This window comes from Providencia sp. PROV032 (assembly GCF_028484875.1).
Classification (GTDB): Bacteria; Pseudomonadota; Gammaproteobacteria; order Enterobacterales; family Enterobacteriaceae; genus Providencia; species Providencia rettgeri_E.
Genome location: NZ_JAMPSX010000003.1, coordinates 26,770 through 52,442 on the forward strand (window position 1 = coordinate 26,770; position 25,673 = coordinate 52,442).

Sequence of the window (25,673 nt, forward strand, 5' to 3'; positions counted from 1 at the left end):
ACTTTCTTTGGTAATCCCCCCGAAAAAAGCTGGTATTGAAGGGTTTCATTTTCATTATTTGCGTCATACATGGGCGAGTTGGTTAATTCAAGCAGGCGTGCCGTTGTCAGCATTGCAAGAAATGGGCGGATGGAAAAGCATAGAAATGGTAAAGCGATATGCCCACCTATCACCCATTCACTTGCAAGAACACGCCAAAAACATAGATGATATTTTAAATCTGAATGGCACGAATATGGCACGCAAGATAATTTGATAACTCACAATCATACGTAACACTTTGTTTTAACTGGTGGGTTGTGTGGGGATCGAACCCACGACCGAGTGATTAAGAGTCACCTACTCTGCCAACTGAGCTAACAACCCGATACAAATTATTTAACGCCTAACAATTGCTACAGTCAATATGATTCTGCTATTTTTATTACCTAAGTTAATTTTAAGTTATTAATGTAAATTTTAAGAAAAATATCGTTTGAATAAACATCACTTCGTTTCTAACAAGATAACTTTTCCTTACTCTAATTGAGATTTGTGTCACAATATTTCACGCAAACATAACCACAAAATTAAAAAAAAGACTGTGGCTAATTATCACAAACCATTACGGACATCTTTAGTATGGAAGAAAATGCGAATTCACTATCAACACAACCCAATACTGATCGTAATCAGCTAAAACGTAGCCTTAGTAACCGCCATATACAACTTATTGCGATTGGTGGCGCAATCGGCACTGGCTTATTTATGGGTTCTGGCAAAACCATTTCACTCGCAGGCCCATCGATTATCTTTGTATATATGATAATTGGCTTTGTGCTATTTTTCGTGATGCGCGCAATGGGGGAACTGCTACTTTCTAATCTGAACTACAAATCATTCAGTGATTTTTCTTCTGACCTTATCGGCCCATGGGCAGGCTTTTTTGTCGGTTGGACATACTGGTTCTGCTGGGTTATCACCGGTATTGCCGATATCATTGCCATTACAGCCTATGTGAGCTTTTGGTTCCCTGATTTTCCTGAATGGGTAACCTCGTTTATCTGCGTTGTCACTCTATTAACGCTTAACCTCGTTTCTGTTAGGCTTTTTGGTGAGCTCGAATTTTGGTTCGCCATGATAAAAATTGTTGCCATTGTGGCTCTCATTGCTGTAGGCGGCACATTAATCGCCATGAATTTCCAATCCCCTACTGGCCATACAGCATCTTTAAGTAACATTTGGAGCGATGGAGGAATGTTCCCGATGGGGATCAGCGGTTTCTTTGCTGGCTTCCAAATTGCTATTTTTGCGTTTGTGGGAATTGAATTGGTGGGTACGGCAGCAGCAGAAACACGCGATCCAGAAAAATCGTTGCCAAAAGCTATCAACGCGATCCCTATCCGGATTATTGCATTTTATGTCTTATCTTTAGTAGTCATCATGGCTGTCACTCCTTGGCGAACCATATCGGCCGATAAAAGCCCATTTGTAGAAATGTTTGTCTTGATAAGCCTACCGGCAGCGGCAAGTATTGTTAACTTTGTGGTGCTAACTTCTGCGGCATCTTCTGCAAATAGTGGTGTGTTTTCCACCAGCAGAATGCTATTTGGGCTTTCAAAAGAAGGTGATGCACCAAAACAATTCAGCCAATTATCGAAAAAAGCAGTACCTGCTACTGGGTTAATTTTTACCTGTATCTGCCTCAGTTTTGGTATTGTCCTAATCTATTTTATTCCTGATATCATGCATGCATTCACGCTAGTCACCACCGTGTCTGCTATTCTCTTTATGTTTATTTGGAGCATGATTTTATATAGCTACTTAAATTTCCGTAAAAAACGCCCTGAAATGCACAAAGCATCTCATTACAAAATGCCTGCTGGAATTGTGATGTCATGGTTTAGCCTCGCCTTTTTCGCTTTTATGGTCGTGTTATTGGCGTTTCAGCACGACACAAGACAAGCCTTAATTGCAACTCCCGTCTGGTTTATTTTACTATTTATTGGTTATCAATTCGCCAAACGTAGAAAAAACCATTAATGACTCCGCGTAAAAAGGCCGAATAACAATGCTGTTACTCGGCCTTTAAAATTTTATAAACCCACTAGGTTAACTAGCTTTATATTCGGCCTCAGCTTCATCAAAACGAGCTTGAGCGGCTGCACTTGGTGCTTTAGTCATTAAACTCACAACAACAATAGCGATTGTTGCTAATAAGAAACCGGGGATGATTTCGTACAAGTCAAACCATTTGTATTTCATCCAAACTAGCACTGTCACCGCGCCAACTAGCATTCCTGCAAGTGCCCCCGTACGGGTCATGCGTTTCCACATTACAGAAATTAAAACAACAGGGCCAAATGCTGCACCGAAACCCGCCCACGCATTACTTACTAAGGCCAAAACTTTGTTATTTGGATCACGCGCAATATAAATGGCAATTGCAGCAACCAACAACACCATAAAGCGCCCTACCCACACTAACTCTTTTTGGCTTGCACTCTTACGGATAAAGGGCTTGTATAAATCTTCCGTTAACGCACTTGCACAAACTAATAATTGACAACTTAACGTACTCATTACTGCGGCTAATATGGCTGATAATAAAATACCAGCGACCCATGGATTAAACAAAATACCTGTTAACTCCATGAATATGCGCTCATTATTTTGCATGACCGCTCCCGCTAAAGCCGGATTATTTTCAAAATAAGCGATTCCAAAAAAACCAACCGCAATCGTTCCACCTAGGCATAACACCATCCATGTCATACTAATACGTCGAGCAGAACGAATAGTACGGGCAGAGTCCGCAGCCATAAAACGCGCTAAAATGTGAGGTTGCCCAAAATAGCCTAATCCCCAACCTAATAATGACAGAATTGCGATGATATTCATGTCTTTAAACATATCAAGATATTCGGGGTTTTTAGCTTTAACCACTTCAATAGAGGTATCTATTCCCCCTAAAGAAAGGATCACAACAATAGGTGTTAGGATCAATGCGAAGATCATTAATGAAGCTTGCACTGTATCAGTCCAACTCACCGCTAAAAAGCCACCTAAAAAAGTATAAGCAATAGTCGCGAGTGCCCCTAACCACATTGCCTTTTCATAACTCATGTTAAATGTACTTTCAAATAATAAGCCACCTGCGACCACACCTGACGCACAATAAATCGTAAAGAAAACTAGAATAACAACAGCAGAAATAATACGTAAAATCTTACTATTATCTTCAAAACGGCTCGTAAAATAATCAGGCAATGTTAGTGCATTATTATTTTTTTCTGTTTGGACACGTAAACGCCCTGCGACAAATAACCAGTTAAGGTATGCCCCGAGACTCAAACCGATAGCAATCCAACTTTCAGAAATCCCGGCTAAAAAAATCGCACCCGGTAACCCCATGAGCAACCAACCGCTCATATCCGAGGCTCCAGCGGACAATGCGGTTACGACGCTACCTAAACTTCGCCCACCTAAAATGTAATCGTCAAAGTTTTTCGTTGAGCGATAGGCCATATAGCCAATTAATAACATGCCAGTAATATATACGACGAACATAATGATCATCGGAGTGCTTACAGTCATCCTGTTTTCTCCATTGAGTAGCTTTAAAATTGTGAGTTATCTTTATAAGTTTCCGCTGATAACTTGTAACTTCATGGTGTTGCACTTTATTGCACATATTTAATTTATCTACGCGAACACCAAAATAGGTTGTGATTATTTGTGTTGCACTAATTTAACATCTTAGCTATCCCATCCTAGACAGACTCGTATTAAATTAACAAGAAATTAACTATTTTTTATTGCATAAATAGAATCCATATCACAAATGTTAAAATTTAAACTTAAATTAACAATCGAGCGTTTAACTACACCCCTGAAACAAAATAAGCATAACCACATGTAAAATATGATAAATTAATAAATATCAATTTAATTAAAAATAATAAAACTTAAAAAACTCGATATGTTTCACATTTCCTTCAGAAACCACACGTAACAATGTTGCACAAAGTTGCAACATTAAGATAATGTGGTGTAACTTTTTGATTAAAATGACTCGTGACCTAGAGGAATTAAGATGAGTAGCACTACAACTATGGGTGTGAGACTTGATGAAGCAACTCGGGAACGCATTAAAAATGCCGCTCAGCGTCTTGACCGCACATCACACTGGCTTATCAAACAAGCTATTTATAATTACCTAGAACAACTCGATAATGGCCAAGCCTTTCCAGAGCTCGCACCAGGTATCGATGTAAAAGAAAATCAAACTTCTGATGAAGACACCACCGTTGAATCTAACTATCAACCATTCTTAGATTTCGCAGAGCACATTTTACCACAATCTGTAAAACGCTCAGCAATTACTTCTGCCTATCGAATTCCTGAAACACAAGCTGTGCCTATGTTATTGCAACAAGCACAACTCCCGACAGAACAAGCTGAAGCCGCTCATAAATTAGCGTATTCAATCGCTGAAAAACTACGTAATCAAAAAAATGGCATCGGCCGTTCAGGCTTAGTTCAAGGGCTACTCCAAGAATTTTCACTTTCATCTCAAGAAGGTGTCGCACTAATGTGTCTCGCAGAGGCCTTATTGCGCATTCCTGATAAGGCAACGCGAGATGCACTTATCCGTGACAAAATTAGCAATGGGAATTGGCAATCACACCTTGGCCAAAGCAGCTCAATGTTTGTCAATGCTGCAACTTGGGGATTGCTGTTTACGGGCAAATTAGTTTCTACACATAATGAAGCAAAGCTATCAACCTCACTTAATCGCATCATTAGTAAAAGTGGTGAGCCCCTCGTGCGCAAAGGCGTTGATATGGCGATGCGCCTTATGGGAGAGCAATTCGTCACTGGCGAAACAATCTCCCAAGCACTCGCTAACGCACGCAAACTCGAAGATAAAGGCTTCCGATATTCTTACGATATGCTAGGGGAAGCTGCATTAACAGAAAAAGATGCGCAAGATTACATGGTGTCTTACCAGCAGGCTATCCATGCTATTGGCAAAGCATCAAATGGCCGCGGTATTTATGAAGGCCCGGGGATTTCAATCAAGTTATCTGCACTGCATCCACGTTATAGCCGTGCACAATACTCTCGCGTGATGGAAGAGCTTTACCCACGCCTGTTATCCCTTGTATTACAAGCACATCAATACGATGTAGGGATTAACATTGACGCAGAAGAAGCCGACCGCTTAGAAATCTCTTTAGATTTGCTAGAAAAACTCTGCTTCGAACCACAGCTTGCGGGTTGGAATGGGATAGGCTTTGTTATCCAAGCCTACCAAAAACGCTGCCCATTTGTGATTGATTCAATTATAAATTTAGCTGAACGAAGCCAGCGCCGCTTAATGATCCGCTTGGTAAAAGGTGCTTATTGGGACAGTGAAATCAAGCGCGCTCAAATGGATGGGCTAGAAGGTTACCCAGTTTATACGCGTAAAGTGTATACTGACGTATCTTATATTGCCTGCGCACGAAAACTCTTGTCGGTTCCCAATTTAATTTACCCGCAATTTGCAACACACAACGCACACACCCTTTCTGCCATCTACCAAATTGCAGGTAAAAACTACTACCCTGGCCAGTACGAGTTCCAATGTCTACATGGAATGGGTGAGCCACTTTATGAGCAAGTTGTTGGTAAAGTTGCCGATGGCAAACTAAACCGCCCTTGTCGTATTTATGCACCTGTTGGTACACACGAAACTTTATTAGCCTATTTGGTGCGTCGATTATTAGAAAATGGCGCAAATACTTCATTTGTAAACCGTATCGCTGATGCTACTATTCCTCTCGATGAATTAGTTGCCGACCCAGTCAAAGATGTTTTAGAACTGTCTAAAACCGAAGGGCAAATTGGCTTACCGCATCCCAAAATTCCATTACCACGTGATCTGTACGGCCAAGAACGTGTGAATTCAATGGGGCTTGACCTATCAAACGAACATCGATTGGCTTCGTTATCAAGTGCCCTTCTGAGCGCGGCTATGCAGCAAAAAACCGCAGAACCACTGTTAGGGGGTGATTTCCAAGCTTCACAAGCGTTACCTGAAGCGACACCAATTATTAACCCAGCCTGCCACAAAGATATTGTCGGCTACGTTCGTGAAACTACAGAGCAAGAAGCTGAGCACGCATTAAATACCGCTAACGATGCGGGTACTATCTGGTTCGCAACCCCGCCTTCTGAACGAGCAGCTATCTTATTACGAGCGGCTGATCTCATGGAACAGCAGCTACAACCGCTGTTAGATATTTTAGTGCGTGAGGCGGGTAAAACCTACAACAATGCGATTGCAGAGGTTAGGGAAGCGGTAGATTTTCTTAACTACTATGCAACCCAAGTCAAAAATGATTTTGATAATAACACTCACCGTCCTTTAGGGCCTGTGGTCTGTATTAGTCCATGGAACTTCCCGTTAGCAATATTTTCAGGCCAAATTGCGGCGGCTCTCGCAGCAGGTAACACCGTACTCGCGAAACCCGCTGAACAAACACCATTAATCGGCGCTATCGCGGTATCTATTTTGCATCAAGCGGGTATTCCACGCGATGTACTGCAATTTTTACCAGGTAAAGGAGAAACCATTGGCGCCCAACTCGTTGGCGACGCTCGTGTTCGCGGGGTCATGTTTACAGGGTCAACAGAAGTCGCAGGGTTACTTCAACGTAATATTGCCGGGCGCTTAGATGCACAAGGCCGGCCTACCCCGCTGATTGCAGAAACAGGCGGATTAAATGCCATGATCGTTGATTCGTCCGCGCTAACAGAACAAGTTGTTACTGATGTTGTGGCGTCTGCGTTTGATAGTGCGGGCCAGCGTTGTTCAGCCCTGCGTATTTTATGTATCCAAGAAGATGTCGCAGATAGAACTATTCGCATGTTAAAAGGCGCAATGGAAGAGTGCCGTATGGGGAACCCAGAGCATTTATCAACCGATATAGGCCCTGTGATTGACCGTGAAGCAAAAGAGAATATCGATCAACATATTCAAAAAATGCGCAGTAAAGGGAAATCGGTCTTCCAAGCCGCATTTGAGAATCATGATGATCAGCAAGAGCAACAAGAAGGAACCTATGTTAAGCCGACATTAATAGAACTTGATGATGTTAGTGAGCTGAAAAAAGAGATCTTTGGCCCTGTTCTCCACGTTGTACGTTTTAAACGAGATGAGCTAGAAGCACTTGTTGAACAAATTAATGCAGCCGGTTATGGACTGACACTGGGTGTTCACACTCGTATCGATGAAACTATCAACCAAGTCGTTTCAAAAGCGAAAGTTGGCAATCTTTACGTAAACCGCAATATGGTTGGTGCCGTTGTTGGCGTACAACCTTTTGGTGGTGAAGGTTTATCTGGAACTGGCCCTAAAGCAGGTGGGCCATTATACCTCTATCGTTTATTAAGCGAACGCCCAGATAACGCAGTTTCAAATACCCTAGAACGACAAGATAGCCATTTCCCCATGGATGCCAGTGCTAGAACTGTTTTACTTGAGCCATTTGAAGCACTGACACAATGGTCTGAAAAACAAAACTCGATTATTTCGCCTTCAGCGATTGAACTATTTACACGCCATAGTCAAACAGGAACCACCCGTGTATTACCGGGCCCAACAGGAGAAAGAAATACCTATACCTTGCGCCCGCGTGGTTTGATTTTATGCCTTAGCGATAATGAACAAGATTGCTTAACCCAGCTAACCGCTGTACTTTCTGCAGGTTGCCAGGTGTTATGGCCAGATAGCGAACTCCATCAAAAGCTATTTAAATCACTGCCTGAAAAAGTGAGAAAAACCATATCGCTCACTAAAAATTGGATAGAAACTAAAGAACCAATCGAAGGGGTTATTTATCATGGTGACAGCGATCAGCTAAAAGAGGTTTGCGCAGTGGTTGCACAACGTAAAGGGCCAATTATTTCAGTACAAGGCTTTGAACGCGGTGAAACTAACTTGCTGACCGAACGCTTACTCCATGAACGTTCATTGAGTATCAATACTGCTGCAGCCGGCGGTAATGCTAGCTTAATGACTATTGGATAATAAACAAAATGGCCTGACCTCGTTATTTACGATGGTCAGGCCATACATCACAATCGATTTGTTTAAAAATACACTTATCTAAGCGCTAAAAACATAAAAGGTGCCCATAAGGACACCATTACTTAAAAATAACAATGAAAATAGCGACGCTTATTTTCAATATGTTATTCTAATTATTGCGTTTTTCTGATTCCCAGAATAAATACTGCTCATATTTACGTAATGCAATATTGTAATTACTGAACGCAGAATCTGTCATTTTCTCACTTAATTCATCTTGAACTTTACTCGCAGTAAATTCTTTCATAGAAAAATTAGATGAGGATAACAGCTCATCTAAACGGCGTAAGCGAACAACATATTCACGAACTGTGCTATGGCTCATCTCAGTCTGTAAGAATAAATACTGTTTAAATGACATAATATCAAAATAATCAGTATTACTATTGCAATAAATTTCACTACAAAAACGACAAAGTGCAGTAAATTTATCTTGTAGCTCCTCCCAAGTGCCCTCATCAACCAATTCAGTCATATCAGCGATAGCTTCTTTATTTAAGATGTCATCGTTGAAAACTAAAGAGATGCGATCAAGAGTCTTGTGACAATGTGCACAATGAGTTTGGCTGTGTTTAAAATCTTTGATGTAACGACTCAGAGGCCGTTTCTTTACAATAGAAGCAGACATAATGGTAAAGCCCTGTGTGTAAGTCTAAATATAAAAGTGTAACCAGATAAATCAGGCTACATACATTGTATGCCCATAGCATTAATATAATATCTGCTATGTTGCATCGCGATATAGCTAAGCCATATCATATATTCTTACTTTACCTTTGGAGAACTAATCACCCTATAAATGTATAGTAAGAAAAGTTATTGCCCTTTATTAAACGCATTCTAACCCGTCTTTCGCTCTTTGGCGAATTTCTATGATGAGTCAATTTTGGTACGAATTTGGGTTAGCGTCAACAAAATTAACTGAGTTGTCGTTAACTCTGTACACCTATCATTAACTATTACTTAAGCGCTATTGATATGTTAGTTCGCTTAAAAACAAAGACTTTACCTGATAATTTCATCTGCGTACAAAGAAAATTTGATTTAAAAATCAAACTTATACTAATACAAAGGTTTTATTCTTAAATTTGTGAAGTAGCTCACTTTTCACATCTATAATTGCATCTTAAATGAACAGCTATTAATTCTGTAAATATTTCATAGTGAAAACACATCATTCGACCGTAAACATTTTGTTACAAATAAACGTTTTTGTAATGGATTTAATTTAATATAAGAAGGTGTTATATCGATATTAAAAAACTTATATAGGTAGCTTATTTAAGTAATTTCACGCATTAAATATAATTCTACTGTGATAGTTGAAACATAATTATTGCCAAAAAATATGTTTATTAAATTAAGAAACCGTAACTCCACTTGTCCTCATTCTACAAGCTAGCCTTTAACTGTCTTCTCTCTAACCTCGATTACATTATCCAGTAATCACTCTAAATATAGGTAGAGTCGTCAAGGCTGCATCATAACCACATGATAAAGAAGGTTTTAATATAAAGAAATGAAATTATGTAATGAAAACATCTAAAAATAAAACATGATAGCCCTATTAAATTGAAATTTAATCGATTAGCTAAAATATTATTTTAGGATTTGTCACGTTTGATATTAAAAACATCTCTTATATACTCAATTCGCTATATAAATAATTTTAATAAGGTTGATTATGAAAAAGTTGATTTTAGCTTGTGGTATGGGGTTATTGGCACTGACGATCACTGCTTGTTCAGAAGAAGAGAAAAAAGGCGAAGTTGCTGGTGCAACAGAAACTTGTAATGCTTACTTTGCTGAAGTTGATAGCTTAATTGCTAAAGCTTCGGAAAATCCGCAAGCAAAAACGCAGTTAGATGCAATGAAAGGCCAGTTGGAAGAAGGTAAAAAACAAGTTGCTGCACTACCTAAAGATCAGCAAGATAAAGCTTGCCAACAAGGTATTGATGCAATGAAACAGATGAAAACTGCTTTAGGCCTGCAATAAGCCCTATTCTTTTTATTCTGTAAAATCAAAAAGAGCCATTGTCATTATGGCTCTTTTTATTTTTTGAATATTAATGAGTTACAGTAAATAATAAATAACCCACACTAGATACCTAACAAAACAGATAAGAGGTTATTGGACCTCCCCCCTTTAACGCTATTTTATAACCAAGTTCCAAAACGTTTGATATAAAATTGCTTCATCAACTGAGCGACAACACAATAGCTTACTAATGTGAGCGCTAACCATGGGAAATATTCTATTGGTAACGGTTGTAATCCTATCATTTCACCAAATGAAGAAAATGGAATATATAGTCCAAGAGCTATAATTAACCCCGTTGTTAGCATAACAGGTAGTGCGGCAGTACTTTGTATAAACGGTATTTTTTGTGTTCTTAACATATGAACAACTAGCGTCTGTGAAAGTAACCCTTCAACAAACCAACCCGATTGGAACAACGCTTCATGAGCAACACTATTCGCTTGGAACACGTACCACATTAGTGCAAAAGTCGTAATATCAAAGATAGATGATGTTGGCCCAATCCAAATCATAAAACGGCCGATATTCTTTGCATCCCACTTGCGGGGGCGTTTTAAAAACTCTTTGTCCATTTTATCCCATGGCAATGCAAGTTGGGAAATATCATACAGCAAGTTTTGAACGAGCAAATGAATGGCTAGCATCGGTAGGAAAGGAATAAATGCACTCGCAATTAATACAGAAAATACGTTACCGAAGTTAGAGCTCGCGGTCATATTTAAGTATTTAATAATATTACCGAATGTCTCTCGTCCTTTAATCACCCCCTGCTCTAATACCATCAAATCTTTTTCAAGTAGGATAATATCCGCTGACTCCTTAGCAATATCCGTCCCTGTATCAACTGAAACTCCCACATCAGCATCACGTAACGCAGGCGCATCATTGATCCCATCCCCAAGAAAACCAACGGTATGTCCATTAGCTTGTAACCGTTTTAAAATACGGGACTTTTGCAAGGGTGTTAGTTTACAGAAAACGGAAACCTGTTCAACTTTTTGGCTTAGTTCTTCGTCCGTCAAAGCTTCAACTTCTAAACCGGTTATGATTTCACTGATATTTAAACCAACATCATGACAAATTTTTTCAGTAATAATCGCATTATCCCCCGTCAACACCTTAACCGTCACACCGTTTTCACGTAGTGCAGCAATAGCTGAAATTGCACTTTCTTTTGCGGGGTCAAGAAAAGTTAAAATGCCTTGCAATTCTAACTGATGCTCTGCTTGAGCCGAAAGCGGTAAGCTGGCTTCCGCTTTATTCAAATAACGAGTAGCGAGTAACAATACACGAAATCCCTGTCTGTTATAGTCACTCACTAGCTCGGTAATTTTTGTTCTTGCTTGGTCATCCAGTAAATGAAGTTCACCATCTTGTTGGTAACTTTGGCAAACAGCTAACATTTCCTCAGCCGCTCCCTTACAAATAAGTAGGGCTTCACCCTCCGGTGTTCTCACAGTTACTGACAATTTGCGTCGAATAAAATCAAAGGGCAATTCATCAATTTTTTGGAATGCTTTTAGCTGCTCAACCTCACTGTTACCTCTACCGCGACGAATAATAGCCTGATCCATCATGTTCTTAGCACCACTTTGGTGAAAGCTATTTAGCCAAGCTAATTGCAAGATTTTACTATTCTTCTGCCCATTACTGTCTAAATAATGTTCTAAAATAATACGATCTTGCGTTAAAGTTCCCGTTTTATCCGTACACAGCACATCCATTGCACCAAAGTTTTGTATCGCATTTAATCTTTTGACAATCACCTTGTGTTTCGACATGGCGATTGCCCCTTTGGCTAAGTTTGAGCTTACAATCATCGGTAACATTTCGGGCGTTAACCCCACAGCAACAGCCAGTGAGAATAATGTCGCTTCGAACCAATCTCCTTTAGTAAACCCATTGATAAGTAAGACAATTGGTACCATGACCAACATAAAACGGATCAATAACCAACTGACACTATTCACACCACGATCAAACGATGTTTGCGCACGGCTTCCCACAATCGATTTGGCCAGTGAGCCTAAATAGGTTTTTCCGCCTGTTGCGACTACAATTCCACGGGCTGTACCACTGGTAACATTAGTTCCCATTAAGCAGATATTTGAAATTTCTAACAACTCATTTTCTGTTGGCGATACAGGTTCTAAACTTTTAGCTGAAACATCACCCAATGTGTCATATTTTTCAACTGGTATGGACTCCCCCGTTAGAATCGCTTGGCTAATAAATAAATCTCTTGATTCGACTAACTTTAAATCAGCAGGAACCATATCCCCTGCGGATAACAACACTATATCCCCAGGTACTAAGCATTTAATCGGTACCTCTTTTCGAACTGAGCGCCCCGTTTTATTGTCGCGACGAAATACAGTCGCTGTCGTACGAACTAAAGATTTCAAGGCTTCAGCCGCTTTATTGGTACGATACTCTTGCCAAAAACGTAAAAATCCACTCAGTAAAACCATCGTGACGATAATAATCACCCCGGTTAAATCTGTTTCTTCACCTTGACGTTTGGGAATAACATAATCCGTAAAAAAGCTCACAATGGCTAATATAATCAGTACGAATATGAATGGATTTTTAAAGGAAGAGATCAATTGTTTCCATGCTGGAGGGGCTTTTTCATGAGCAACTTCATTTTCGCCTTCAGTCACTAAGCGATCCATCGCCTCATTCTCTGGTAAGCCTAATAAATTTGTTTGATATTCGTTGAGCACTTGCTCAATATTTTTACTCGCTTGTTCGCCAACAATAAATTTTTGGCGAACAGCTGCTTTGACGCTTTTGCGCGGTTCTCTTATTTCAGTCATAACGTTGTCTCGAATACAACACTCGTGATTTTTACGCTATCCAACTGAAATAAAATTAAATTATTATCAGTAGGATAGCTCCAATTTACATCTCCATGACGGAGGGTGGTCGTCCATTTCAGCTCCTATAGTGTGTTAATTTAAAGTCATCAGGCCGGTAGCTCTGATGCCACTTTCCAATTGATAGCACTAACACTTTGCTCAAGGCTTATTCTGCATACCAATGCTTCAATTTCTTTCTGTTCGGCAGGTGTCGCAAGAAACTCAGCACACACTTCCAGCTGTTCAGGTTTCAATGTGTCTGCGCTGCTTAACGATCGCAATCGAATATGCAATCCGTTAATTGCTTGTAAAATAAGTGTTCTTACTAAGATTTCATCCGTTTGATGGCACATGACACGAATTTTATAACGTTGTTCGACATCGAGCGCTTGCTGTTGAGGCTGTTTATTAATTCGTGAAGCCGCTTCTCTTAACAAAATATTGGCGCATAAAATTAATAATGTCGCCATCAATGCCAAAGAGTATTGCCCTAATCCACATAAAACACCGATCCCTGCAGAACACCAAAGCGTCGCCGCAGTGTTTAACCCTCGGATATTCATGCCTTCACGCATAATCACACCCGCCCCAAGGAAGCCAATTCCAGACACCACTTGAGCAGCAATACGCCCGGGGCTATCTGGCGATGTCGTTACAGAACTTAAAATAAATACCGCCGCTCCAGTTGCAACCAGTGCATTCGTTCTCAATCCCGCCATTCGTTGACGCCATTGGCGCTCAGCACCAATTAATGCACCAAAACACATAGCAGACAGTAAATTTAAAATATCAGGGGAAAAAAGCATGATAATCCCTCCAAAAATAACTTGGATAATGATTTATATGCTTAATAAAAAGCATATAGCCATATTTTGAGTAAAATAATTACTCAAAAACCATTAGCTATTGCCAGGAGGAAATAGAGAATAAATATAGACCAACATAATACACACTCAATACAGCTATAATACGCTATCTAGTGAAATACAATTATAAGGGAGTAGTATGATGAGGAAACATCAGACACCGCCCGCCGTTGTGGCAAGCAGTGAAAAGAAAAGACGATTACTGGCTTGCCATTAAATTAAGTTTTTATTCCAACTCTGACTGTCCAAGTAATAATCTCCTAAATAAAAGATGGAAGGAGTATAAGTGGGGAAAATTATTAAGTAAAGGACAAAGTGCCCATTAAATTGAACTTATCTTTCAATTGGCGTAACAAAAATCCCTTCATCGCCTTCTTTTTCATTAAAGAACCAAATACCTTCAGGGTAATCAGGTAATGCAATTAAATACATTACCCCTTCATTGAAGGGTTCAATAAGTAAAATAGTTCCTTCTCGACGCTCTTCTCCGTCTGTTTTTACATAAACACGGTCATTAATATTCATAACATTCTTTTCCAACAAAATATATTAACCATAAATGTAACGCATACGAAAAAGCCCGTCATTAAAAATGACGGGCTTTAGAAAATCAGTTAAGCAATTAGCTTAGATAGCAGTTACGTTAGCAGCTGCTGGGCCTTTTGCACCGTTTTCAATGGTGAATTCAACTTGCTGACCTTCAGCCAGAGTTTTGAAACCATTGCCCTGAATGGCAGAGAAGTGGACGAAAACGTCTTTGCTACCATCAGCTGGAGTGATGAAACCGAAGCCTTTAGACTCGTTGAACCACTTAACTTGACCTTTCATTTTGTCGGACATTTGACTTTTCCTATATAACATCAAAAAAACTTGCCTTTTGGCATATACGGGCCAGAGTCAACTATTTAATCAGGGAAACACCAAGATGCAGCGTCACGGTCAAAGGCTATCTGTGATAACTTTCTTCTTTAGAACACACTAACTCAGTAATCATACATCAAATAGGACTGCTAAACAGGCCGACACTCATTAACTCATGACTTAAAGATAATAGCAACTATTTTATACGAGCAAACCTGAAAAATATGCCGTTTTTTCGATTACATCACTTTTATCGACTATAACGTTAACAAAATCGTTGCATTTAGTTGATAGTTTAAAGAAAACTTTAATCTAAAAAAGCAGCTGCCACCAAATGTCAGTGAGAACTATCTGATACAATGACAATCTGTGTAAATATTTTTTTTAACTGATATATAACAATCTTAATTGCTCGTGATACCCTCCTAGTATAGATATCTGACAGAGAGTTATACACATGGATATTATCAAACAAATACTCGTCGAAGATTTGGCTACCATCAATAAACGCGAAAACCGTGATGGGAAACCTTATTTTAATAGCCAATTTCTCGCCAACCACCCTTATTTATGTATTGGCATGGTTGCGGCTTATGTCCCCCTGGCCATAATTCTTTGGTATGCCCCTTATTTTGGCCCTTATTGGGCTCTAGGTATCACCATTCTTTTTATTGTATTAGCAAGTGTACTACTTTTTGACATCAAACCTGTTTATCACTTTGAAGATATTGGCGTCTTAGATTTACGTGTCTGTTATAACGGAGAATGGTTTGTCACTGAGCCCGTTTCTGATAACGCAATAAGCAAAATTATTGATTCACAAGATGTAAGCCCAGCTATCAAACAAGAAATATCGCGTTTAATTGCTTTAAAGGGGATGATTTCATTTTATGACATCTATCACGTCGCTTATCCTGAAGTTTCTACGCAATTACCAGGCACACTTGCAGCTCAAAATTAATTCAATATCAATTAACTAGAGCAAAACTTCATCATAATGTGCAGTGAATGAGCAGTTAGATGTTTTTTCTGTTTTTATGATTGACAGCCTGAGATGATATCGTTAATATTCGCCTCGTTCTCAGGAACAAGTAATTCCTCCATAGTTCAGTCGGTAGAACGGCGGACTGTTAATCCGTATGTCGCTGGTTCAAGTCCAGCTGGAGGAGCCAAATTTTAAAAGCCCGCTTAATGCGGGCTTTTTGCTATCTGCTTGATATATCTCTCACTAATGTATCATTCATCTCTACTGTGAATAATCCCCCTCCCTAATCCATATGTCATGCATTAGGATAGATAATCACCAAATCGATCACTTAACACTCACTTGGCTATTTTTTTCATTTTTATACTTTACAACAGTGAACAGGATGGGTAATATGCGCCTCGTTCTCAGGAACAAAGCAATTCCTCCATAGTTCAGTCGGTAGAACGGCGGACTGTTAATCCGTATGTCGCTGGTTCAAGTCCAGCTGGAGGAGCCAAATTTTAAAAGCCCGCTTAATGCGGGCTTTTTGCTCTCTAGCTGAAAGTTACTCTTCTTAGCATTACTTTATTTACGGCAAATACAAGTGTTCCCACCATAAAATAAATGCCTATTCTTTCTCTAAAAAAAACTGTTTGATCGTCTGGCGTAACCATTGATGCGCAGGGTCCCGATCCAATCTTGGATGCCATGCCTGCACAATAAATATCGATTCCAACTCTAAAGGAAGTTCAATTTCAACTAATGGCAAATTCACACTCTTGACCCCTTGTAGCACATGACGAGGAAGCGGCAAAATATAATCAGAATTCATTGTTAGCATCATGGCTGAATGAAAGCTAGGTAAGGTTAATACAACATTACGCTGTAATTGAAGATCCCGTAATGCGTCATCAATTGGCCCTAACGTTCGCCCTCTCCGTGATACGCTAATATGCGGGTAATGGGTTAAACTTTCAGGCGTCACCTGCCCGATAATCGGATGCCCAGGGCGAACTAACGCCTGAAAAGTGCTAGTAAATAAGCTCTGAGCTTTAATTTCAGGGTGCCAATCTCGAGAAGAACCGATAACCAAGTCTACCTTACCACTACGCAAAGAATCATCTTCTGTATCACTTTCTGCGATAAAAACTAAACGGCTTTGTGGTGCCAGTTCCCTCAGTTTTTCTAATAACCCGCCACCTAAAGCACCAATAAAAATATCATTCGCACGAATAACAAATGTTCTTTCTAATGTTTTTGGATTGAATAACTCGTCAGGATCTATTAGCGCTTCCGCTTGAGCAATAATATGGCTAAGTTGTTCTTTTAGTTCTAATGCTCTCGGCGTGGGTACTAATTTACGCCCCGCCCTGACTAGGATCGGGTCATTAAATTGCTCACGAATTCTCCCTAAAATTCGGCTCATGGCAGGAGCGCTCAGGTTCATTTTTTCGGCTGCTCCTCCTACACTTCCCTCTTCCAACAATAAATTCAACGCATAAATCAAATTGAAATCAATTTTTTGTGGCATTTACCCTCCTAGCCCCTTAGCAGTCCTCCTTATTAGTGGATTGCGTTTTATGCAATAGTTTAATTACATCATTTCATTTTAAACAATTAAATAAAATTTAGATACTACTGCTGAAAAATGACAGAACAAATTTTTAAATAGCAGGAGTTTGAAATGGTTGATGCGTCTATCACACAACCCAAAAAAAACAAATGGATAGCCAGTGCGAACGAGATCAGTGGTCGCACATGGATGGGGCTATTTGGTGTTTTTTTAGCGGTAATGGCGAGTGGCGTGGGAGAAAACGCCAGTAAATTCGCTCTAGGCGATATTCAGGGCGCAATGGCATTAAATATCGACACTGGAAGTTGGCTAATCACTTGTTATGTAACCGGTTTTGTAATTGGCTCGGGATTTACACCTTGCTTTTGGCCGACGTTCTCACTACGTCGTGTCGCACTTGTTATGTGTTCTATTTATCTGATTGGAGGGTTAATTACACCATGGCTTGGAAACCATTATGCCCTTCTATTGACAATACGTAGTTTACAGGGCTTTGCTGGCGGTGCTCTCCCCCCGATGTTAATGACGGTAGTGCTGCGTTTTATGCCTCCACTTATTAAAGTTTTAGGTTTAGGGGCTTATGGTTGGGTTTCTGCGTGGAGTGCGACTTTTGGTGTCACTGCAGCCGCTTTTGCCTTTCACTGGGGGTGGAGTGGATATTTTTATTGGAATTTACCACTCATGGCGATAGCCACCATCTGTATTGGCTTTGGTTTGCCACAAGACCCTTTACGTTTAGAACGACTCAAACAGTTTAACTGGCGAGGTTTACTTCTCGGTGGAAGTGCACTTGCCATGCTCACCGTAGGGATTTCCCAAGGAGAGCGCCTTGATTGGTTAAATTCATCATTAATTTATGTTTTATTAATTGGTGGCCTTGGCCTATTAGCCCTGTTTTTGATAAACGAGTGGTATCACCCATTACCCTTTTTCAATTTACAATTACTTGGCAAACGAAACTTGTCATTCTCATTAATCACCCTTGGTGGTGTATTATTGATTATGGTTTCTTTGGTGAATATTACCTCTGGCTATTTATCGGCTATTCAAGGGTATCGCTTAGAACAAACCTCAGACATGATGCTATGGGTATCACTCCCACAGCTCATTACGCTCCCTATCGTTGCCATTATTTGTAATACCCCAAAAGTTGATTGCCGTTGGGTGCTCGCCATGAGTTTGCTTTTGATGGCGACCGCTTGTGTTCTCGCATCGCAGCTAACCCCTGATTGGAATGGCGATAATTTTAGATTGATTTCCCTCTTACAAGCCGTAGCCCAACCCATGGCCGTCATTCCGCTATTGATGATGGCAACCGGTGGATTATTACCTACTGATGGCCCCTTTGCTGCGGCTTGGTTTAATGCCGTTAAAGGGTTTGCAGCAACGGCTGCTGGGGGAGCAATCGCCCTGTTTAGCCGCCAGCGTGGCGATTTCCATTCGGGCGTGATTGCTGACAGCTACGGCAGTACTTATCGCGATACTGCTACAAACTCTATTGGCGAGCTCACTAAACTCGCCTCAAGCCAAGGACATGTTTTAGCTAGCTCTGACCTGTATTTGCTGGTTTCTGGTTTAGCACTGTTATTAACCGGGCTGATTTTAGTGATGCCAACTCGTATTTACCCACCGCGGTCTGTTGCCGCTGCTTAGTTATTGATTATCAGGAAATTAGAATGAGTAAGATCAAATTAAAAATTAATAAAAATGTCGCTCTGGCTATCACCGCTATTGCTGTTTTGATGGGAGGGTTATTAATTAATAAGTTCGCGATTAAAAAAAACGCTCAAAATACCAATGATGCCTATATCCGTGCAGATATCTCACGTATTTCACCACAAATTTCAGGCGTAGTGACCGAAGTCCTTGTACAAGATAACCAATGGGTCAAAGAAGGTGAATTATTAGCCGTCATTGACCCTAGAGAATTCACTGTTGCACTTTCTCAAGCCGCTGCACAAGAGCAATCTGCTCGCGCACGTCAAGATGACGCAAAAGCCAATTTAACTCGTCAGCAAGCCTTGATCGCTGCCGCAGAAGCCCAACTACAATCTGCTAAAGCTGAACTGCAGTTTGCGCACCAAGAAAAAATTCGCTACCACAAAATGGCCAATACCGGTGCTGGTTCACAACAAGCTGCGCAACAAGCAACGACACGCGTGCAAACAATGACGGCAAGTGTTGCACAAGCCGAAGCATCATTAAAAGCCGCCCAAAATATGTTACAAATTTTAGAAGCAAAACAGGCCGATAGCAATGCTGAGTTGACGTTGGCCCAAGCTAAAAAAGCGATGGCCGAGCTTAACCTCTCCTATACCCGTATTACTGCACCTATTAGTGGTGTCATTGGTAAAAAAAGTTTGCGTGTCGGTGAGTTTGTCAAGCCAGGTGATGCTTTAATGGCCATTGTTCCCCAAAACAAGCTCTACATCATCGCGAATTATCAAGAAACTCAATTGGAAAATATTACTCACGGCCAAGTCGTTGATATCAGTATCGATACCTTCCCAGGGCAAATATTGAAAGGTTATGTCGATAGTATTGCGCCGGCGTCTGGTGTGAGTTTCTCCCCCATAGCTCCGGAAAATGCGACAGGTAATTTTACTAAAATTGTACAGCGCATACCTGTAAAGATTATTTTTGATAACAATACCGACCATGCTGCGATGATGAATGCGCTGCGAGTGGGCATGTCCGCAGATGTCACCATTAATACACGGGATGGGAGCCACTGATGAACAAAACTGGGCTCCACACAAAACTCAGCGACTTTGCCCACCGAATGGTGGGTTGTTTTAAATTTATCAATGAACGAATGATCCCCAAAACCTCACTGTTTGCCAAAGGGTATTGGAAGAAAGGGGAATCTAACTTTAAGAGCGCTATTTAGGTCGCTTATTAGGAAATAATCATGATTAATAATGTATTGTTAGCGGTCGACAGCTTTGAAAATAGCAGTAATGCGCTTAGTTTTATGCAACGCATGACTGGCTGTGTCAGCAATGTCATTGTATTAACTGTTGTTGATAATACCTTTGCACTAAGCCGTACTGGATTAACTAAAGAGAGTGATGAGTGGGATGAATACCCTGCCGCGCAAAAAGAAGAAGCTTTGGCACAAAAACAGGTAAAAGAAGTCACAATCGCCTTAAACAACATGGGGTTTAAAGCCGAAGGGCTACTCGCCGCAGGTACACCTATCGATACCATCCCAAAAAAAATGGAAAAATATAATTGCGAGTTATTAATTATTTCTCATCGGCATCTTTCTTCACTTGGACGCTGGCTTAATACCTCGGTGACTCGTAGTTTACTCGACGATATCACCCAACCCGTTCTCGTCATTCCACTGTAGATATTTCCGGTAAATGATATCCAGCTATTACCCAGTGGTTAACTGCGGTTAGCCACTAAAATCACAATAATATACAGCCCATCAACACAGATTTATGGCACGCTTTTCGTTAATATATCGCTTTGATTTATCACCACCAGCCTATTTTCGATCAAACTTACGACAGTTCGTGCAGATAACAGGCAAACAAACGTTTTTTTCGTTATTCTCCTTTGACAATACAATAAGAGAAAGCTAATATCCTCTGCGTACCAAGGAGTTCCTCCATAGTTCAGTCGGTAGAACGGCGGACTGTTAATCCGTATGTCGCTGGTTCGAGTCCAGCTGGAGGAGCCAAAATTTAGAGAAACCTGCTTAAGGAAACTTAAGCAGGTTTTTTGCTATTAACGACCTGAATAAATAACCTATTTACGCCATTTGCGCGATCAGCCTCTCAAATACGCTATAATCGTGATTTCTCATAGCTATTTTTTCACTTTACCTTTATCATTCTATTCCGGCTTGAGCACTCGCTCATCATTCACTCTTCCCTTATGGAGCCGGTTTAATGACAACTGTAACTACCCTAACGATCCGCCGCCCTGATGATTGGCATGTTCATTTTCGCGATGATGATATGTTAAAAACGGTCGTTCCCTATACCAGTGAATTTTTTGGCCGTGCAATTGTCATGCCGAATTTAGTTCCGCCAATCACAACGATTGAAGCCGCAAAAGCATACCGGGAGCGCATTCTAAACGCGGTTCCTAAGGGGCACCAATTTACCCCTTTAATGACCTGCTACCTTACGGATAGCACAAATCCTACTGAAGTCATTCGTGGCTTTAACGAAGGCGTGTTTACCGCCTGTAAGCTCTACCCGGCTAATGCAACAACTAATTCTAGCCATGGCGTATCCGATATTAAAAAGATTTACCCGGTATTAGCGGCAATGGAAGAGGCAGGAATGCCACTGCTTATTCATGGTGAAATCACTGCAAGCCATATCGATATTTTTGACCGAGAAGCATTGTTTATTGAACAAGTTATGTTGCCACTACGGGCACAGTTTCCAAAATTGAAAATTGTTCTTGAACACATAACAACCAAAGAAGCGGCTCAATATGTCCAAGAAGCCAATGAATTTACAGCTGCAACTTTAACACCTCAACATTTAATGTTTAATCGTAACCACATGTTAGTTGGTGGCATCAGACCGCATTTATTTTGTTTGCCTATTTTGAAACGTAACGTGCACCAAGAAGCACTACGCACAGCTGTTGCTTCGGGGTGTGGCCGTTTCTTTCTTGGTACCGATACTGCACCGCACATACAGTCACGTAAAGAGTCCTCCTGCGGTTGTGCAGGGGTCTTTAACGCTCCCACGGCATTAGCGGCTTACGCAAGTGTTTTTGAAGAGCTTGGGGCTTTGGCCCATTTCGAAGCTTTTTGTTCATTAAATGGTCCTCAATTCTATAATTTACCTGTGAATGAAGGCACCATCACGCTAACTAAAGAACAAAATATCATTTGTGAATCTATTGACTGCTGTAATGATAAGTTAGTTCCTTTCTTAGCCGGGGAAGATGCTCGCTGGACAATCTCTCTAGGTCAGTAGTGAACACGCCAATGGGAAGTTCAAGATGCTTCCCATTCTGTTTTTTCAACCCTTGTTATCTGTTTTATGCATTTTCTGCTATATAAGCAAAAAAATGTTTTATTTGCTTTCTTATTAGCGAAATCTCCTTATACTAAAGTGGACTCATCACGAGATCATTGCTCTTAGTCAGTTATAGATATTTATTATTTATCACGATGTTTGATTAGGAGGTTTATATGAATAAAAAAAATGATGTCATTCAAACCCACCCAGTAGTTGGCTGGGACATCAGCACTGTCGATGATTACGACGCTATGATGTTGCGTTTGCACTACCTCCCTGAACAAGATAAACACACAGGCGACGCTATTGTGGATAAAACCATGTGGCTAACAACTGATGTGGCGAAACAACTCATCCATATTCTGCAAGCTGGCGTAGATAAAATCGAGTCAGGAGAATATGTCGAGCTTGGTTTTAAGACACACTAGGGAAATAAATGGATATTAGTGTTACTAATATCCATTTATTTATATATTCATGAAGGTAATTATATATCCTTATATAATTACCTAATCAATTGATTAATAATTTGCAATTGCAAATAAGAACACTATTTATTATTTTTATTAATCCTTGGTTGACTTATCTATCAATTCCAATTTATTGTAAGATATCTTCTCGAACAAGGATGTTCCAATGCGAATATTAGTTATTGATGAATGTTATTATACACGTCTTGGCATTACAGAATATTTATCCAAAAATAAAAAGCTCGAATTTATTAGCACAGGATGTATAAAGGAAGCCATAGGTTTTATAAATACACAATTACCAAGTATTATATTGGTAAATCTAACATACTATTGTAATTACTCTAATTACTGCCCTGTCCTACAGAAGTTATTAAACAATGCGAATAACACACGGTTTTATATTTATATAAATGCCCCTTACCCACAAACAAACAACCCATTACTATTAAAGGATAATTATTTCATCCTATCAAAAAGCATTATTATACAAACACTTGATAAAGTTATCCGAGACCATGAGCAAATCGAAAAAATCACAAAGCTTGCTAATAATATAGAATCATCCATTTTTACAATTAAAGAACAAAAAATTATTAATAACTGGATGAATGAGACCCCTAATCATATTATTTCTCGAAAGTTAGGGATCAGTAACAGTACTGTTTATTCACAAAAAAGGCATATTGCTTCTAAAGTTTTCGTCAAAAATAGAATTGAGTTATTTTTTATATATAATGTATTTAAATATTTATATTAAAAACAATCTAATTTAAATCGACTAAACAAACGTTAAAAGGCCTGACTCCGCTTTAAAAGCGAAATCAGGCCTTACTAACCGTTCAGTAACGGCATTCAACTTTATGAACTAGCTTCAATCGCTGATGGTTTCAATTTATAACACTATGATTTTATATCTTTATTTTCAATAGCTATTACTTGAGGCTTCTCTTCTTCTGGGATTTCGTATTCAATATCCAGAGTTAGTAATCCACTAGTTAATCCAGCGCTTTTAATCTTCACATTTTTACCAAGGTTAAATTCAAGTGAAAACTTATTTTGCGTTATTCCTTGATGGATCCATTTCTCAGAATCATCAACTAATTCCGCTGATTGCTCACCTTGAATATACAATTTCCCACCTTTTAAGGATACATTTAAATCCTCTTCCTTATAACCTGGAACACTTACAGTTAATTGATAGCTTGTTTCATTTATTTGTTTTAAATTGTATGGATGTTCTGAAGTTAACGGCCTGTTACCTGTTAGTTGGCTAAACAAGCGATCCATTTGGTCAAATCTGTTAGAAAGTAGGCTATCGGATAATGTTGGGAATAATGAAAAAGATCTAATGTTAGACATAATTTCTCCTTCAGTATTTTAATATCAAGCTAAACATATACGACTCTGCACCATTAATTATAAACCTAGTATGGGATAATGCTTTCTCTTGGTGCAATTCTTATATAGTGTCGATAATTCGTATTTCAAGCCCTGTTTTACAATTCTTTACAAAAGTGCGTAATTTGTTGTAAACCATAAAAAAAACCCATGAATTTCATACGAAATACATGGGGGTATAAGTAACATGATGACATCGAATAAAATAACTGTTTATTTCAATTCATTATCTTGATCTACCCCGCCCTTAATTGCAGAGTTGTCTCATTATCGGGAATATTAATAATTAGTTATCTTTATTTAATAACCCATCAGATAAGCGGTGCCGTGATTTATTAAAGATTTTATTGCTGACTTCGCGGCCTGCACGACGTGCGCGTTGTTCTTGCTCTGGAAGTTTCATTTCTTCTGTACAAGATAGACTGCAGCAACCTTCATACTTTTCTGCGCAATTAGGACATTGGATAAACAGCAAATGGCAACCATCGTTACGGCAATTTGTATGTGCATCACAAGGTGCCCCACATTGGTGACATTGTGCTAATGTGTCCTCTGTAATGCGCTCCCCCATGCGGTTGTCAAAAACAAAGTTTTTCCCTTTGAACCGTAAAGGTAGGCCTTGTTCTTTCGCCTTACGTGCGTATTCAATAATCCCACCTTCGACATGATAGACATTTTTGAAGCCGTTATGCAGCATATAGGCACTGGCTTTTTCACAACGGATCCCACCAGTACAATACATTACAACGTTTTTGTCTTTTTGTTCTTGCAGCATTTCAACCGCCATTGGCAGTTGCTCTCTAAACGTATCTGACGGTATTTCAATGGCATTATCAAAACGTCCGACTTCATACTCATAATGATTTCGCATATCAACGAAAACAGTATTTGGGTCATCAATCATCTCATTCACTTCATGAGCTTTTAGATATTGCCCCGTATTTGCAGGGTTAAATGTTTCGTCATCAATACCGTCAGCCACCACACGTTCACGGACCTTCATGCGCAGCACCCAGAACGATTTACCGTCATCATCAATGGCAATATTTAAACGTAGGTTTTCTAATGCGGGATCTGTTGCATAGATTAGTTCGCGCAATGCGTCCACATTAGATTCAGGCACACTGATTTGCGCGTTAATACCCTCTTTCGCAATATAAACACGTCCAAAAACGCTTAATGCTTTAAATTGTTGATACCATTGATTACGAAATGCGTTTGGGTCTTGAATATTAAAATACTTATAAAAAGAGATTGTGGTACGGGGCTCCGTTTCAGCCAACATACGCTCTTTTAAAATTTTATTTGAAACTTGGTTGTGTAACACTGGCATGGTGTTCTCTTTTCCTTTGTAACGAGTTAATTTCTAAAGCAAAAATCGGATGGTGTCCACGAAGTGTCCACACTTGGCCATTATTAAATATTATCGCTGTTATTTTGTTAATAAAAAACCCTTTATTTGCAGGGTTATTGTGATGGAAATATTAACCAATCGTTTAGATACCATTTTCAATCAT

20 protein-coding genes, 4 tRNA genes and 1 pseudogene are annotated in these 25,673 nt (G+C 39.7%); 15 read left to right on the forward strand and 10 right to left on the reverse strand.

Going from position 1 to position 25,673, the window contains the following annotated elements; translation table 11 throughout:
• Window positions 1-22: 22 nt before the first annotated feature.
• Window positions 23-256 (forward strand): annotated as a pseudogene (locus tag PSF42_RS01560) (tyrosine-type recombinase/integrase); the annotation flags it as partial.
• 34 nt (window positions 257-290) lie between these two features.
• Here PSF42_RS01560 and PSF42_RS01565 read toward each other — a convergent pair.
• Window positions 291-366, reverse strand: a tRNA-Lys gene (locus PSF42_RS01565).
• A gap of 255 nt (window positions 367-621) precedes the next feature.
• Between PSF42_RS01565 and cycA the strand changes: the two genes are divergently transcribed.
• Window positions 622-2,022, forward strand: a complete 1,401-nt coding sequence (cycA, locus tag PSF42_RS01570; RefSeq protein ID WP_272679337.1) for a D-serine/D-alanine/glycine transporter — start codon at window positions 622-624, stop codon at window positions 2,020-2,022.
• A gap of 69 nt (window positions 2,023-2,091) precedes the next feature.
• Here the strand turns inward: cycA and putP are convergent, their stop codons facing one another.
• Complete coding sequence (putP, locus tag PSF42_RS01575; protein WP_125890786.1) at window positions 2,092-3,576, reverse strand: sodium/proline symporter PutP; 1,485 nt, start codon at window positions 3,574-3,576, stop codon at window positions 2,092-2,094.
• 499 nt (window positions 3,577-4,075) lie between these two features.
• Here putP and putA point away from each other — a divergent pair, with 499 nt between their 5' ends.
• A complete protein-coding gene (gene putA, locus PSF42_RS01580) occupies window positions 4,076-8,059 on the forward strand; it encodes a trifunctional transcriptional regulator/proline dehydrogenase/L-glutamate gamma-semialdehyde dehydrogenase (protein ID WP_272679338.1) in 3,984 nt (1,327 codons plus the stop codon).
• Window positions 8,060-8,228: 169 nt separating this feature from the next.
• Here putA and fliZ read toward each other — a convergent pair whose 3' ends face one another.
• A complete protein-coding gene (fliZ, locus tag PSF42_RS01585; protein WP_272679339.1) occupies window positions 8,229-8,747 on the reverse strand; it encodes a flagella biosynthesis regulatory protein FliZ in 519 nt (172 codons plus the stop codon).
• A 1,056-nt stretch (window positions 8,748-9,803) separates the two neighbouring features.
• Here fliZ and PSF42_RS01590 point away from each other — a divergent pair.
• Window positions 9,804-10,115: a DUF5339 domain-containing protein gene (locus tag PSF42_RS01590; RefSeq protein WP_125890783.1), complete on the forward strand. Its 312-nt coding sequence runs from the start codon at window positions 9,804-9,806 to the stop codon at window positions 10,113-10,115.
• 161 nt (window positions 10,116-10,276) lie between these two features.
• Here the strand turns inward: PSF42_RS01590 and mgtA are convergent, their stop codons facing one another.
• From mgtA to cspE, 4 genes are all read right to left on the reverse strand, one after another.
• Window positions 10,277-12,979: a magnesium-translocating P-type ATPase gene (gene mgtA, locus PSF42_RS01595; RefSeq protein WP_272679340.1), complete on the reverse strand. Its 2,703-nt coding sequence runs from the start codon at window positions 12,977-12,979 to the stop codon at window positions 10,277-10,279.
• A gap of 149 nt (window positions 12,980-13,128) precedes the next feature.
• A complete protein-coding gene (locus tag PSF42_RS01600) occupies window positions 13,129-13,827 on the reverse strand; it encodes an MgtC family protein (protein ID WP_042847948.1) in 699 nt (232 codons plus the stop codon).
• 393 nt (window positions 13,828-14,220) lie between these two features.
• A complete protein-coding gene (gene dsrB, locus PSF42_RS01605) occupies window positions 14,221-14,412 on the reverse strand; it encodes a protein DsrB (RefSeq protein ID WP_004255792.1) in 192 nt (63 codons plus the stop codon).
• Between the two features lie 102 nt (window positions 14,413-14,514).
• Entirely contained in the window at window positions 14,515-14,727 is a 213-nt protein-coding gene (gene cspE, locus PSF42_RS01610) for a transcription antiterminator/RNA stability regulator CspE (protein ID WP_004909801.1), read from the reverse strand.
• Between the two features lie 478 nt (window positions 14,728-15,205).
• Between cspE and PSF42_RS01615 the strand changes: the two genes are divergently transcribed.
• The 3 genes from PSF42_RS01615 to PSF42_RS01625 all read left to right on the forward strand — a co-directional run bounded on the left by PSF42_RS01615 (window position 15,206) and on the right by PSF42_RS01625 (window position 16,232).
• Entirely contained in the window at window positions 15,206-15,709 is a 504-nt protein-coding gene (locus PSF42_RS01615; RefSeq protein ID WP_125890781.1) for a YlaC family protein, read from the forward strand.
• A 135-nt stretch (window positions 15,710-15,844) separates the two neighbouring features.
• Window positions 15,845-15,920 (forward strand) — tRNA-Asn (locus tag PSF42_RS01620).
• Window positions 15,921-16,156: 236 nt separating this feature from the next.
• A tRNA-Asn gene (locus PSF42_RS01625) sits at window positions 16,157-16,232 on the forward strand.
• Window positions 16,233-16,343: 111 nt separating this feature from the next.
• On the opposite strand, the gene PSF42_RS01630 is transcribed toward PSF42_RS01625, so the two are convergent.
• On the reverse strand, window positions 16,344-17,246 hold the full coding sequence (locus tag PSF42_RS01630; protein WP_125890780.1) for a LysR family transcriptional regulator: 903 nt from the start codon (window positions 17,244-17,246) through the stop codon (window positions 16,344-16,346).
• A 153-nt stretch (window positions 17,247-17,399) separates the two neighbouring features.
• Between PSF42_RS01630 and PSF42_RS01635 the strand changes: the two genes are divergently transcribed.
• From PSF42_RS01635 to PSF42_RS01670, 8 genes are all read left to right on the forward strand, one after another.
• The gene (locus PSF42_RS01635; RefSeq protein ID WP_272679341.1) at window positions 17,400-18,941 is read left to right on the forward strand and encodes an MFS transporter; all 1,542 of its coding nucleotides are present in this window, start codon (window positions 17,400-17,402) and stop codon (window positions 18,939-18,941) included.
• A gap of 23 nt (window positions 18,942-18,964) precedes the next feature.
• Window positions 18,965-20,023 (forward strand): HlyD family secretion protein, encoded by a 1,059-nt coding sequence (locus tag PSF42_RS01640; protein ID WP_213914097.1) that lies wholly within the window; start codon window positions 18,965-18,967, stop codon window positions 20,021-20,023.
• Window positions 20,023-20,178 (forward strand): siderophore-interacting protein, encoded by a 156-nt coding sequence (locus PSF42_RS01645; protein WP_248468136.1) that lies wholly within the window; start codon window positions 20,023-20,025, stop codon window positions 20,176-20,178. The genes PSF42_RS01640 and PSF42_RS01645 overlap by 1 nt, the downstream gene beginning before the upstream one ends.
• 21 nt (window positions 20,179-20,199) lie before the next feature.
• Window positions 20,200-20,643: a universal stress protein gene (locus tag PSF42_RS01650; RefSeq protein ID WP_125890777.1), complete on the forward strand. Its 444-nt coding sequence runs from the start codon at window positions 20,200-20,202 to the stop codon at window positions 20,641-20,643.
• 260 nt (window positions 20,644-20,903) lie between these two features.
• A tRNA-Asn gene (locus tag PSF42_RS01655) sits at window positions 20,904-20,979 on the forward strand.
• Window positions 20,980-21,190: 211 nt separating this feature from the next.
• Window positions 21,191-22,240 (forward strand): dihydroorotase, encoded by a 1,050-nt coding sequence (gene pyrC / locus PSF42_RS01660; protein WP_272679342.1) that lies wholly within the window; start codon window positions 21,191-21,193, stop codon window positions 22,238-22,240.
• Window positions 22,241-22,458: 218 nt separating this feature from the next.
• Window positions 22,459-22,713, forward strand: coding sequence for a biofilm formation regulator BssS (bssS, locus tag PSF42_RS01665; protein ID WP_004909784.1), 255 nt, complete (start codon window positions 22,459-22,461; stop codon window positions 22,711-22,713).
• Between the two features lie 208 nt (window positions 22,714-22,921).
• The gene (locus PSF42_RS01670; RefSeq protein ID WP_125890775.1) at window positions 22,922-23,515 is read left to right on the forward strand and encodes a LuxR C-terminal-related transcriptional regulator; all 594 of its coding nucleotides are present in this window, start codon (window positions 22,922-22,924) and stop codon (window positions 23,513-23,515) included.
• A 143-nt stretch (window positions 23,516-23,658) separates the two neighbouring features.
• Here PSF42_RS01670 and PSF42_RS01675 read toward each other — a convergent pair whose 3' ends face one another.
• Window positions 23,659-24,117, reverse strand: a complete 459-nt coding sequence (locus PSF42_RS01675; protein ID WP_125890774.1) for an Hsp20 family protein — start codon at window positions 24,115-24,117, stop codon at window positions 23,659-23,661.
• Window positions 24,118-24,442: 325 nt separating this feature from the next.
• A complete protein-coding gene (gene trhO, locus PSF42_RS01680; protein WP_213914102.1) occupies window positions 24,443-25,489 on the reverse strand; it encodes an oxygen-dependent tRNA uridine(34) hydroxylase TrhO in 1,047 nt (348 codons plus the stop codon).
• Window positions 25,490-25,673 lie beyond the last annotated feature (184 nt).

Bases quoted from the DNA above. Each gene is read 5' to 3' on its own strand.
- PSF42_RS01630 (WP_125890780.1), bottom strand. From the start codon at position 17,246: ATGCCACAAAAAATTGATTTCAATTTGATTTATGCGTTGAATTTATTG.
- PSF42_RS01600 (WP_042847948.1), bottom strand. From the start codon at position 13,827: ATGCTTTTTTCCCCTGATATTTTAAATTTACTGTCTGCTATGTGTTTT.
- PSF42_RS01640 (WP_213914097.1), top strand. From the start codon at position 18,965: ATGAGTAAGATCAAATTAAAAATTAATAAAAATGTCGCTCTGGCTATC.
- dsrB (WP_004255792.1), bottom strand. From the start codon at position 14,412: ATGAATATTAATGACCGTGTTTATGTAAAAACAGACGGAGAAGAGCGT.
- PSF42_RS01675 (WP_125890774.1), bottom strand. From the start codon at position 24,117: ATGTCTAACATTAGATCTTTTTCATTATTCCCAACATTATCCGATAGC.
- PSF42_RS01645 (WP_248468136.1), top strand. From the start codon at position 20,023: ATGAACAAAACTGGGCTCCACACAAAACTCAGCGACTTTGCCCACCGA.
- PSF42_RS01635 (WP_272679341.1), top strand. From the start codon at position 17,400: ATGGTTGATGCGTCTATCACACAACCCAAAAAAAACAAATGGATAGCC.
- PSF42_RS01590 (WP_125890783.1), top strand. From the start codon at position 9,804: ATGAAAAAGTTGATTTTAGCTTGTGGTATGGGGTTATTGGCACTGACG.
- cycA (WP_272679337.1), top strand. From the start codon at position 622: ATGGAAGAAAATGCGAATTCACTATCAACACAACCCAATACTGATCGT.
- PSF42_RS01650 (WP_125890777.1), top strand. From the start codon at position 20,200: ATGATTAATAATGTATTGTTAGCGGTCGACAGCTTTGAAAATAGCAGT.
- bssS (WP_004909784.1), top strand. From the start codon at position 22,459: ATGAATAAAAAAAATGATGTCATTCAAACCCACCCAGTAGTTGGCTGG.
- fliZ (WP_272679339.1), bottom strand. From the start codon at position 8,747: ATGTCTGCTTCTATTGTAAAGAAACGGCCTCTGAGTCGTTACATCAAA.
- mgtA (WP_272679340.1), bottom strand. From the start codon at position 12,979: ATGACTGAAATAAGAGAACCGCGCAAAAGCGTCAAAGCAGCTGTTCGC.
- putP (WP_125890786.1), bottom strand. From the start codon at position 3,576: ATGACTGTAAGCACTCCGATGATCATTATGTTCGTCGTATATATTACT.
- pyrC (WP_272679342.1), top strand. From the start codon at position 21,191: ATGACAACTGTAACTACCCTAACGATCCGCCGCCCTGATGATTGGCAT.
- PSF42_RS01615 (WP_125890781.1), top strand. From the start codon at position 15,206: ATGGATATTATCAAACAAATACTCGTCGAAGATTTGGCTACCATCAAT.
- cspE (WP_004909801.1), bottom strand. From the start codon at position 14,727: ATGTCCGACAAAATGAAAGGTCAAGTTAAGTGGTTCAACGAGTCTAAA.
- trhO (WP_213914102.1), bottom strand. From the start codon at position 25,489: ATGCCAGTGTTACACAACCAAGTTTCAAATAAAATTTTAAAAGAGCGT.
- PSF42_RS01670 (WP_125890775.1), top strand. From the start codon at position 22,922: ATGCGAATATTAGTTATTGATGAATGTTATTATACACGTCTTGGCATT.
- putA (WP_272679338.1), top strand. From the start codon at position 4,076: ATGAGTAGCACTACAACTATGGGTGTGAGACTTGATGAAGCAACTCGG.